This is a genomic window from Intrasporangium chromatireducens Q5-1 (assembly GCF_000576575.1).
Taxonomy (GTDB): Bacteria; Actinomycetota; Actinomycetes; order Actinomycetales; family Dermatophilaceae; genus Intrasporangium_A; species Intrasporangium_A chromatireducens.
This window is the reverse complement of the sequence record NZ_AWQS01000141.1, coordinates 1-9,964: the sequence shown is the minus strand read 5'-3', so window position 1 is coordinate 9,964 and position 9,964 is coordinate 1. Positions and strand designations below refer to the sequence as shown.

The 9,964-nt window shown below is 70.9% G+C and carries 13 protein-coding genes; 8 read left to right on the top strand and 5 right to left on the bottom strand.

Features of this window, described 5'->3' with window-relative positions; translation table 11 throughout:
• Positions 1-145 precede the first annotated feature (145 nt).
• The 3 genes from N864_RS14925 to nth all read right to left on the bottom strand — a co-directional run bounded on the left by N864_RS14925 (position 146) and on the right by nth (position 2,755).
• Positions 146-1,351: a MarP family serine protease gene (locus tag N864_RS14925; protein ID WP_051518628.1), complete on the bottom strand. Its 1,206-nt coding sequence runs from the start codon at positions 1,349-1,351 to the stop codon at positions 146-148.
• Positions 1,352-1,358: 7 nt separating this feature from the next.
• Positions 1,359-1,994, bottom strand: a complete 636-nt coding sequence (locus N864_RS14920; RefSeq protein ID WP_240474345.1) for an NUDIX hydrolase — start codon at positions 1,992-1,994, stop codon at positions 1,359-1,361.
• Between the two features lie 101 nt (positions 1,995-2,095).
• Positions 2,096-2,755, bottom strand: coding sequence for an endonuclease III (nth, locus tag N864_RS14915; RefSeq protein ID WP_081793891.1), 660 nt, complete (start codon positions 2,753-2,755; stop codon positions 2,096-2,098).
• Between the two features lie 315 nt (positions 2,756-3,070).
• On the opposite strand from nth, the gene N864_RS14910 reads away from it, so the two are divergent.
• Together N864_RS14910 and N864_RS14905 are read left to right on the top strand one after the other, a co-directional pair.
• Positions 3,071-3,319, top strand: a complete 249-nt coding sequence (locus tag N864_RS14910; protein ID WP_205620963.1) for a hypothetical protein — start codon at positions 3,071-3,073, stop codon at positions 3,317-3,319.
• Positions 3,306-3,626 carry a hypothetical protein gene (locus N864_RS14905; protein ID WP_051518627.1) on the top strand — a complete coding sequence of 107 codons (321 nt, stop codon included), beginning with the start codon at positions 3,306-3,308 and terminating at the stop codon, positions 3,624-3,626. Before N864_RS14910 ends, N864_RS14905 begins: the two co-directional genes overlap by 14 nt.
• 82 nt (positions 3,627-3,708) lie before the next feature.
• Here the strand turns inward: N864_RS14905 and N864_RS14900 are convergent, their stop codons facing one another.
• A complete protein-coding gene (locus N864_RS14900; protein WP_034718415.1) occupies positions 3,709-4,494 on the bottom strand; it encodes an alpha/beta hydrolase family protein in 786 nt (261 codons plus the stop codon).
• 42 nt (positions 4,495-4,536) lie between these two features.
• Between N864_RS14900 and N864_RS24735 the strand changes: the two genes are divergently transcribed.
• Genes N864_RS24735 through N864_RS14885 form a run of 4 tightly spaced genes read left to right on the top strand, consistent with a single transcriptional unit; the run spans position 4,537 to position 6,825 of the window.
• Positions 4,537-4,692, top strand: coding sequence for a Sp36 family protein (locus N864_RS24735; RefSeq protein WP_155892959.1), 156 nt, complete (start codon positions 4,537-4,539; stop codon positions 4,690-4,692).
• A gap of 3 nt (positions 4,693-4,695) precedes the next feature.
• Positions 4,696-5,160 carry a RidA family protein gene (locus N864_RS14895; protein ID WP_034718412.1) on the top strand — a complete coding sequence of 155 codons (465 nt, stop codon included), beginning with the start codon at positions 4,696-4,698 and terminating at the stop codon, positions 5,158-5,160.
• A 7-nt stretch (positions 5,161-5,167) separates the two neighbouring features.
• The gene (locus N864_RS14890) at positions 5,168-6,031 is read left to right on the top strand and encodes an NUDIX hydrolase (protein ID WP_240474344.1); all 864 of its coding nucleotides are present in this window, start codon (positions 5,168-5,170) and stop codon (positions 6,029-6,031) included.
• Entirely contained in the window at positions 6,028-6,825 is a 798-nt protein-coding gene (locus N864_RS14885; protein ID WP_034718409.1) for an MBL fold metallo-hydrolase, read from the top strand. The genes N864_RS14890 and N864_RS14885 overlap by 4 nt, the downstream gene beginning before the upstream one ends.
• Before the next feature lie 62 nt (positions 6,826-6,887).
• On the opposite strand, the gene N864_RS14880 is transcribed toward N864_RS14885, so the two are convergent.
• Positions 6,888-7,565, bottom strand: a complete 678-nt coding sequence (locus tag N864_RS14880) for a Crp/Fnr family transcriptional regulator (protein WP_034718406.1) — start codon at positions 7,563-7,565, stop codon at positions 6,888-6,890.
• Positions 7,566-7,666: 101 nt separating this feature from the next.
• Between N864_RS14880 and bagA the strand changes: the two genes are divergently transcribed.
• A complete protein-coding gene (bagA, locus tag N864_RS14875) occupies positions 7,667-8,710 on the top strand; it encodes an ATPase BagA (protein WP_051518626.1) in 1,044 nt (347 codons plus the stop codon).
• Positions 8,707-9,891 carry an ArsA family ATPase gene (gene bagB / locus N864_RS14870; protein ID WP_051518625.1) on the top strand — a complete coding sequence of 395 codons (1,185 nt, stop codon included), beginning with the start codon at positions 8,707-8,709 and terminating at the stop codon, positions 9,889-9,891. The genes bagA and bagB overlap by 4 nt, the downstream gene beginning before the upstream one ends.
• The last annotated feature ends 73 nt before the right edge of the window (positions 9,892-9,964 follow it).

Below are 9,964 nucleotides of genomic sequence, written 5' to 3'. Positions count from 1 at the left end.
GGCCCATGCGATGGGTGGGACGAGGCGCTCACTCGACGTTTCGCAACCGGAGTTCGCGCTCACTCGACGTGGAAAGCTGCACTGTCGAGCTGGAGTGATGCACTGTCGAGTGGGAATAGTGCACGCTCGATTGAGGAGGGGTTGGTCAGTGGGCGAGGCAGGCGCCGGACGCCACCTCGGAGCCGGCCGAGCGGGCCTCGTCGAGCACCGGCTTCGCCTCGACCAGGGTCAAGGCGTACCCGGTGTTGTTGTCCTCGATCGACTTCGCGAAGACGACCCCGACCACGCGACCGGACGGGTCCAGCAGCGGCCCACCGGAGTTGCCCGGCTGCACCCGCGTGTAGAGCGAGTAGATCTCGCGGACCACCGAGTCCTGGCCGTAGATGTCCCGGCCCCGCGCCTCGAGCACGTTGCGCACCCGGGCGGGGACAGCGGTGTACGGACCGTCGAGGGGATAGCCCGAGACGACGGCGCCCTCACCCCGATCGAGCGGCGAACCGAGCTGCAGAGCGGGAGCCGGCAACCCGCGGACCCGCAGGACCGCAAGGTCGCGGTCAGGGTCGAAGACGACGAGCTGAGCGGCATACCGGCCGCCGCTCGGCGCCTGGATGCGGATGCGCTCGGCGCCGGCGACGACGTGCGCGTTCGTCACGACGGTGCCGGGCTCAAGGACCCAGCCGGTGCCCTCCTGGGCGGACGCGCAGCGGTTCGACTCGGTCGTCACCTTGACGATCGAGCGCTCCGCCGCGGCGATCGCCTGCCGGCCCACGACACCGCGGTCGGGTGGCTGGACCGGGGCGATCGGCTCCGGTGAGAATCCGCCGAAGACCTGCGGGAAGCCTTGCTGGGAAAGGAAGCTGCGGAAGCCGGCGAACAGGTCACCGGTCTGAGCGGGGACGACGCGGTTGATGGCGCCGATGACCTTCGAGTCGCTGACGGCCTTGGCGAGCGCGGCGTTGCCCGAGGTCCGGAGCGCCCCACCGAGGAACCAGATGATGAGCGAGGCGGCGATGACGACGGCGACCGCGCCGAGCGCGGAGTCGAGCCCGCGCGCGACCCGGGGACCGACCTTGCGCCGGACCGAGTGGCCGATGAGGCCCCCGATGAACTGGCCGAGCCAGCCGATCGCGATGACGCCGACGACGAGGGCGACGATGCGCACCTGGGGGTTGTCGGCGATCGCCTGGATGTGGGTGTAGATGTTCGGCAGCTGCCAGACGCCGATCGCCGCCCCGGCGAAGAAGCCGACGAGCGAGAAGGCGCTGGCGATGAACCCGTGCCGATAGCCGGACAGCCCGTAGGCGATCAGCACGAAGGTCAGCGCAAGGTCGATGAGGGTCGAACCGGTCACCGCGACCTCACCCCCTCCGGCCGCCGAGGTAGCGCTCGGGCAGCGGTCGCATCGTGTCCGGGTTCCACGGGCGGGTCAGCCCGGCCAGGTCGAGGGTGCGGCTCAGCAGCCCGGCCGTGAACCCCCACAGCACGAGGTGGTCGATGTCGAACGCCGGCCCGACGAACCCGCTCGGGTGCCGCACCGAGTAGCGCGACGCCGGGTCGACGAGGTGCTCCAGCGGCACGTCGAGGACGTCGTGCACCTCGGCCGTGTCGACGACGCTGACGGGCGTCGGGTGCTTCCACCAGGCCAGCACCGGCGCGACGACGAACTGGCTCGGCGGCAGGAACAGCGAGGGCAGCACCGTGACGATGTCGACGCCGGTCGGGTCGAGTCCGGTCTCCTCCTCCGCCTCGCGCAGCGCGGTCTCGATGACGTCGTCGTCGCCGGGGTCGCGGGCGCCGCCCGGGAAGGCGATCTGCGCGGGGTGCGAGCGCATCGTGTGCGACCGCTCGATGAGCAGGACGTGCTCACCGCCCGCCGCGGCGTCGGCCGGCGGCGGCCCGAAGAGCATCAGCACCGCCGACTCGCGCCCGGAGTCGTCGTCGGGCGGCAGGAACCTGCTGAAGTAGTCGCCCTCGACCGCCTCCAGCCGCTTCACGAGGTCGTCCATCCACGCGGGGCGGGGTCGGTCTGACGGCCCGGGTGGGATCGCACCCGAGGCGCTCGCGTATGCCGCTGAGCTGGGTCGGACCTGCTGGCTCACTTGGGTGCCAGCTCGAATTTGAGCAGCTTCGCCGCCTTGTCCGGGTCGGTCTCGCCGATGCCGTAGGAGGGGCAGAGCTTGGCCACGGGGCAGGCGCCGCAGGCCGGGCGCTTGGCGTGGCAGGTGCGGCGGCCGTGGAAGATCACGACATGGCTGAGCATGGTCCAGTCGTGGCGGATGAACAGGTGCCCGACGGCGTGCTCCACCTTGACCGGGTCCTCCTCGTCGGTCCACCCGAAGCGACGCACCAGCCGGCCGAAGTGGGTGTCGACGGTGATGCCGGGGACGTTGAACGCGTTGCCGAGCACGACGTTGGCCGTCTTGCGGCCGACGCCGGGGAGGGTGACGAGGTCCTTCAGCTTGCCGGGGACCTCGCCGTCGAACCGCTCCACGAGGGCCTGGCCGAGCTTGATGAGGGCGTCGGTCTTGTTCCGGTAGAAGCCGGTCGGCTGGACGATCATCTCCAGCTCGGTCCGGTCGGCACCGGCGTAGTCGGCGGCCGTGCGGTACTTCGCGAAGAGGGTCGGCGTGACCTTGTTGACCCCGACGTCGGTGGTCTGGGCGCTGAGGATGGTGGCCACGAGCAGCTCGAGGGGGTTGGTGAAGTCGAGCTCGCAGTGGGCGTAGGGATAGCGGTCGTGGAGCAGCCGGTACATCTTGCGGGCACGCCGGGTCAGCGCCAAGGGCGACTCTTCCCGCACGACCGCTGCCACACCGGCAACTCTATGTTGGCTTCCCCGAGGATCGGTAACCCCGCGGTTATCGATCCGCTGAGGATCCGCTGTCCACAGCCCCTCGCCGTGCCTCGTTGTCGTTCACAGGCTGACAGCCACGGATGGGATCGCCGTGCCCGACCGGCCAAGGTCCATCCATGAATGGCGAGAAGACGTACTGCAATGCATTACGATAGGTTCGAGCGTGTCGACTGGTCTCGGCGTAGCACGTATATGCGACGAAAACATGGCCTCACGGTGGAAGTCGCCGACGAGGCACTTGGTGACCCCAACCGGGTCGTGATCCAACCTGACTACAACAGCATCAGCGGCCGCAGCGTTCGGGTGATCGGCTACTCGATGATCGCTGAAGCGATCGTCACGGTGATCGTCTTGGAGGACGACGGGGCTGAGTACGGGGTGAACGGCTGGCTGGCCAACGAAAGGGACCGCCGGCTCTACAACGAGGAGCGCAGCGGGACAGGAGGAACAGATGGGCAGCCTTGAGGAGTTGCTGGCCACGGAGGCGCGAGCCGTCGAGGAGGCCGAACAGTCCAGCGTGGCTAATGCGCCCCTCCCGGAGCACGTGAAGGTCAGCCGGGGCCATCCGCGCGCCAAGAACCTCCAGGTGCGCTTTCGCGATGATGAGTTCGATGCGCTGGCGGCCTATGCCGAGCAGCGAGGCCTACCCGTCTCCACGGTGGTCCGCATGCTCGTGCTGCAGGCGATCGCTCCTGCCGATGACCTCAAGTCTGCGCTGGACCGGCTCGAGGCCGATCTTGCGGCCCTCCGCCGCACCGCGTTGAGCGCGTGAACAGTAGAGGGCCTGAGCGGGTTCTGCGTCACTGCTCAGTTTGGCTGAGCAGTGACGCAGGGCCAACACGGGTATCACCGCGTCATCGCCCAGACAAGGACCCCAGCGTCTGGAGCACGTCAGCGAACGCCGGGGCGTCGGGGTCGATCAGGGAGTAGTGGCCGCAGCCGTCGAGCACCTCGAGCGTCACGTCGGCCCCCAGCTCCCGGCATCGCTGCACATAGGAGTCCGTCACCTCGACCGGGACGATCTCGTCCTGCCGCCCGTGCAGCAGCCGCACCGGCACCCGGGGCGGGAGCGAGGCCATCGGGTCCGCGGCCCGCCAGACGTCCGGCGCCTCGTCCGGGCCGATGCCGATCCAGTCGCGGGCCGCTCCGCCGCCGAGCCCCATCGCATCCGTGGCCCGCAGGTCGACACACCCCGCCAGCACCACCGCCCCAGCCAGCCCGTCGGCCCACGGCTGGTTCGTCGCCCACGCCACCAGCTGCCCTCCGGCCGAGTGGCCGACCAGGACGACCGGCTCCGGCAGCGACTCGTCGGCACGCACGGCAGCGACCACGCCCCGCACATCGGCCAGGGCCGCTGGGAGCTGGCTCAGCGGCATACGGTCGCGTCGGTACTCGGCGACAGCGACGTGGAAACCCGCGTCCGCGAGCGCGGCAGCCTGGCTGCCGGCATGCGTGCGGTCGTACGCCGGACGCCAGAACCCACCGTGGACGACGAGCACCGTCGCGCCGAGCGGGCGCGCCGGCTCGCGCACGTCGTAGACCTGCTCCGGCTCGTCCCCGTATGCCGCTGTGCGGGCCGGCGCGGGCGCCTGGCGTTCCAGCACGGCCGAGCACCGCGGGTCGGGCGTGGGCTTGGTCATGCGCGCATCCTGCCAGCGGGGCCGGTGAGTAGGGTGAGGCGCATGACCACGTGGGAGTACCTGACTGCGCCGCTGCTCATCCACAACACCAAGCAGATCCTCGACAACTTCGGGGCCGATGGGTGGGAGCTCGTGCAGATCGTGCCGGGGCCGGACGGGCAGAGCCTCGTCGCCTACTTCAAGCGTCCGAAGGGCTGAGCCATGTCGACTGTCGAGGAGCGCCTCTCCGAGCTGGGTCTCACGGTGCCGGAGGTCGTGCCTCCGGTTGCGGCGTACGTGCCGGCCGTGCGCGACGGCAGCTACATCTACACGTCGGGGCAGCTGCCCATGGTCGACGGCAAGCTGCCGGCGACGGGCAAGGTCGGCGCCGAGGTGAACGCCGACGACGCCAAAGAGCTCGCCGCAACGTGCGCGCTGAACGCGATCGCCGCGATCAAGGCCGAGCTCGGTGACCTCGAGAAGGTCGCGCGGGTCGTCAAGGTCGTCGGCTTCGTCGCGTCCGACCCGTCCTTCACCGGCCAGCCCGGCGTCATCAACGGCGCGAGCGAGCTGCTCGGAAAGGCCTTCGGCGACAAGGGAGTCCACGCCCGGTCCGCCGTCGGCGTCGCAGCCCTGCCGCTCGATGCGCCGGTCGAGGTCGAGGTCATCGTCGCCGTCACGGAGTGAGTGGCACGTGAGCGAGGACCGTGTGGCCGACAGGCTCGCGCTGAGCCGGGACTTCCCGCTCACGGCAGACCTGCCCATGGCCGGAGCCGGCTCCCGGTGGCTGGCGGGCGAGCGGTGGGAGCCGGCATCGCCCCGCCGCGCCAGCACGGTCATGCTCGTGCGGGACGGCGACGCCGGGACCGAGGTCTTCATGCTGCGCCGGGTGGCCGGGATGGCGTTCGCCCCCAACATGCTCGTCTTCCCGGGCGGCGGCTGCGACGTGCGCGACGGCGACCCGGACCTGCCGTGGGCGGGGCCGTCACCGTCGGAGTGGGCCAGCCGCCTCGGCTGTGACGTCGCCGAGGCGCAGATGTATGTCGCTGCCGCTGTCCGCGAGGTGTTCGAGGAGACCGGTGTGCTACTCGCCGGGGCCTCGCCGGACGGAGTCTTGGCCGACGTCTCGGGCGCGGAGTGGCGCGAGGTGCGGCGCGGCCTCGTCGACCGTGAGCTGTCCCTGGCCGGGGTGCTCGAGGATGCGGGGCTGGTGCTCCGGTCGGACCTGCTCGCGGCGAAGGCGCACTGGCTGACGCCGGAGTTCGAGCCGCGGCGCTTCGACACCTGGTTCTTCGCGGCGGTCATGCCGGGTCACCAGGAGGCCGACGGCGACACGAGCGAGGCGGACCACTCGGCCTGGGTCCGGCCCGGCGAGACCATCGCTGCGTTCGGTCGAGGGGAAGCGGTCATGCTGCCGCCGACGCTCGTCTGTCTCGAGGAGGTGCGGGACGCGGCGAGCGCCGAGGAGTTCGTCCGGCACACCGAGCACCTGCCGCTCATCATGCCGACAATCGTGTCGACGCCGGAGGGACCGGCGATGCGGATCTCGGTGTCGTGAAGGGCGCTGCAGCCGACCCGTCCTGGACGGGCGGCGAGATCTCCGGCCGCGCGACGTGCGTGCTCTGCCCCAACCCCGGCCCGATGACGCTCGACGGCACGAACACGTGGGTCGTCGGCGAGCCCGGGTCGGCCGAGGTGGCGATCATCGACCCCGGCCCCCTCGACGAGGGGCACCTGTCGACGGTCCTGGGGGCTGTTGCGGCAACGGGGCGTCGGGTCGCCCTCACCCTGCTCACGCATCACCACTTCGACCATGCCGAGAGCGCCGACCGGTTCCACGAGCTGACCGGCGCACCGGTGCGCGCCTTCGGCCGGGGCCACGACGACATCTGGCCCGGTGAGGTGATCCGCGTCGGGGGCCTCGAGATCCTTGCCGTCGAGACACCGGGCCACACGGCCGACTCGTTCTCGTTCGTCCTGCCGGCTGACAACACGATCCTGACCGGCGACACGATCCTCGGCCGGGGGACGACCGTCGTCGCCTGGCCGGATGGGCACCTCGAGTCCTACCTCGAGTCGCTCGCGCGGATCGAGGGACTGACCCAGGCCGGGACGGTCACGAGCATGCTGCCCGGCCACGGCCCGTATGTCGCTGACGCCGCCGCCACCGTGGCCTTCTATCTGCAGCACCGGGCCGAGCGGCTGGACCAGGTCCGGTCAGCCCTGGCTGCCGGCGACACGACGGCCCGCGAGGTCGTCGAGCGCGTCTACGCCGATGTGCCGCAGGAGGTGTGGCCGGCCGCAGAGCTGTCGGTCCAGGCCCAGCTCGAGTACCTGCGCGAGCACCCCTGACCGACTCCCGCTCCTGCTTTCCATCGCGGGGATCGTGCTCTCGATCGAGGTGCGGGGGTGGGTCAGCGGGCGCGGCGCTTCAGCCGCTCGACGTCCTGCAGCAGCACGGCCCGGGCCTCGAGCCGGAGCCACCCGCGGGTCGCGAAGTCGGCGAGGGCCTTGTTGACCGTCTCGCGGGAGGCGCCGACGAGCTGGGCCAGCTCCTCCTGGGTCAGGTCGTGCGATACGAGGATGCCGCCCTCGACCGGGCGGCCGAACCGCTCCGACAGGTCGAGCAGCGCCTTGGCGACCCGTCCCGGCACATCGGTGAAGACGAGGTCGGCGAGGTGGGCGTTGGTCCGGCGCAGCCGCTGGGCCAACGCCGCGAGCAGGCTCTTGGACACCTCGGGGCGCCCGGACAGGATCGTGCTGAGTGACTCGTGCTTGAGCCCGAACAGCTGGGTCTCGGCCACTGCGGTCGCGGTCATCGTCCGCGGCCCCGGGTCGAACAGGCTCAGCTCGCCGAACATCTCGCCCGGGCCGAGGACCGCGACGAGGTTCTCCCGACCGTCCGGACTCGTGCGGCCGAGCTTGATCTTGCCCTCGGCGATGACGTAGAGGCTGTCCCCCGGGTCCCCCTCGTGGAAGAGCACGTCGCCACGCTCCATGCGCGAGCGGGTCATCTCCGCCTGCAGTGCGGTGGCGGACTCGTCATCGAGAGCCTGAAAAAGAGGCGCGCGCCTCACCACGTCGAGATCCACGGTGCCCAGTGTGCCATGAGGCGTATCCTGTGGCGCCTCGTCCCACGCGGTGCCGCGGGTCGCCGTGTCCCGCACGAAGTCCCCGCGGGCCGTCACCCCCGATGACGCGAGGCGACCCGCCGACCCGCAATAGGGTGGGGAGGGTGACGACCGACTGGACCAACGCCCGGCTGCACATCGTCACGGGCAAGGGCGGCACCGGCAAGACCACCGTCGCAGCGGCCCTGGCGGTCGCCCTGGCCAGCAACGGCCGACGGGTCCTGCTCAGCGAGGTCGAGGGCCGGCAGGGCATCAGCCAGACCTTCGACGTGCCGCCGCTCGGCACTGAGGAGACCAGGGTCGCCCGCACCGCCGGCGGCGGCGAGATCGTCGGGCTCTCCGTCGACGCCAAGGCCGCCCTGATGGAGTATCTCCAGCTCTTCTACAAGCTCGGCCGCGCCGGCAAGCTGCTCGAGAAGTTCGGCGCCATCGACTTCGCCACGACCATCGCCCCCGGCGTCCGCGACGTCCTGCTGATCGGCAAGATCTACGAAGCCGGCCGACGGCGCAAGGACGGCAAGCACCGGGGAGCCAGCCCAGCGGCATACGACGCGATCGTCCTCGACGCCCCGCCCACCGGGCGGATCGGGCGCTTCCTCAGCGTCAACAGCGAGGTGGCCGATCTAGCGCGCGTCGGACCGATCCACTCGCAGGCGGGGTCGATCACGACGATGCTCGAGTCGGACGGGACGGTCGTGCACATCGTGACGCTGCTCGAGGAGATGCCGGTGCAGGAGACCGTCGAGGCGGTCCACGACCTGCGCGAGAAGGGCCTGCACGTCGGCGCGATCATCGTCAACATGGTCCGCCCGCCCTACCTCGACGACGCGGCCCTGGACCAGGCTCGGGCCGGGCGGCTGCACAAGCCGTCGATCTCGACGCAGCTGAGCGAGGCCGGCGTGAAGGTCACCCCCGACCTGCTCGACGGGCTCCTCGACGAGGCCCAGAACCATGCGCTGCGGGTCGACCTCGAGCGTGAGCAGCTCGCGATCCTCGAGGAGACCGGGCTGCCGATCTACCAGCTGCCGGCGCTGCCCGACGGCATCGACCCGGGTGAGGTGCGCGAGCTCGCCGATGCCCTCATCGAGCAGGGGATGGTCAAGTGACTGCCGCCGCCCAGCCCCAGCCGTCCGGCACGCGCGCCTCGCAGGCCGCCCCCCGCCTCGACATCGACGCGCTCATCGGCGACCGGGCCATCGGCATCATCGTCTGCTGCGGCTCCGGCGGGGTCGGCAAGACGACCACCGCCGCGGCGCTCGGGCTGCGCGCGGCCGAGCAGGGCCGGCGCGTCGTCGTGCTCACCATCGACCCGGCGCGCCGCCTCGCGCAGTCGCTCGGCCTCACCGAGCTCGACAACACCCCGCGGCCGGTCCAGGGCATCGACACGTCCGCGGGCGGCTCGCTCGACGCCATGATGCTCGACATGAAGCGGACGTTCGACGAGGTCGTCCTCGCCCACGCCGAGCCCGGCAAGGCCCAACAGATCCTGGCGAACCCCTTCTACCAGGCGGTCAGCTCGTCCTTCGCGGGGACGCAGGAGTACATGGCCATGGAGAAGCTCGGCCAGCTCAAGCAGTCTGCCGACCGGTGGGACCTCATCATCGTCGACACCCCCCCGTCGCGGTCGGCGCTCGACTTCCTCGACGCACCAAACCGGCTGGGGTCCTTCCTCGACGGTCGGTTCATCCGACTACTCACCGCGCCGGCGAAGGCGAGTGGCCGCGCGGGGCTCAAGGTCTTCGGCATCGGCATCCAGATGGTCAGCGGCGTCATGACGAAGATCCTCGGCGGGCAGATGCTCCACGACGTGCAGACGTTCGTCGCCGCGCTCGACACGATGTTCGGCGGCTTCCGCGAGCGCGCGGACAAGACGTATCGCCTGCTGTCCGAGGACGAGACGGCGTTCCTCGTCGTCGCCTCGCCGGAGCGCGACGCGCTGCGCGAGGCGTCCTACTTCGTCGACCGGCTCGAAGCGGACGGTATGCCGCTGAGCGGGCTCGTCGTCAACCGCATCGGTCGCGTCGTGGCTCCGGGGCTCTCGCCCTCACGGGCGCTCGCCATGGCGGAGTCGCTCGACGACGGCACCGGCCCCCGGTCGGCGACGAACGCTGCCGGCGTGCTGCGGCTGCATGCGACGTTGGTCCGGCAGGCCGAGCGGCAGCGCGAACTGGCCGAGCGGTTCTCCCGCGGCCACCCGGAGATCCCGGTCGCCTACGTGCCGGCGCTGAGCCAGGACGTGCACGACCTCGAGTCGCTGCGCGAAGTCGGCGACGCCCTGGCCGAGTAGCCACTCACCCAAAGGACGCCCACCCTTCCCATCGAGCGTGCGCGTCTCACGATCGAGCGTGCACGTCTCACGA

What these genes read in the sequence shown, in the direction of transcription:
- nth (WP_081793891.1), bottom strand. Translation starts at nt 2,755, where the DNA reads ATGTACCGGCTGCTCCACGACCGCTATCCCTACGCCCACTGCGAGCTC.
- N864_RS14905 (WP_051518627.1), top strand. Translation starts at nt 3,306, where the DNA reads ATGGGCAGCCTTGAGGAGTTGCTGGCCACGGAGGCGCGAGCCGTCGAG.
- N864_RS14900 (WP_034718415.1), bottom strand. Translation starts at nt 4,494, where the DNA reads ATGACCAAGCCCACGCCCGACCCGCGGTGCTCGGCCGTGCTGGAACGC.
- N864_RS24735 (WP_155892959.1), top strand. Translation starts at nt 4,537, where the DNA reads ATGACCACGTGGGAGTACCTGACTGCGCCGCTGCTCATCCACAACACC.
- N864_RS14895 (WP_034718412.1), top strand. Translation starts at nt 4,696, where the DNA reads ATGTCGACTGTCGAGGAGCGCCTCTCCGAGCTGGGTCTCACGGTGCCG.
- bagA (WP_051518626.1), top strand. Translation starts at nt 7,667, where the DNA reads ATGACGCGAGGCGACCCGCCGACCCGCAATAGGGTGGGGAGGGTGACG.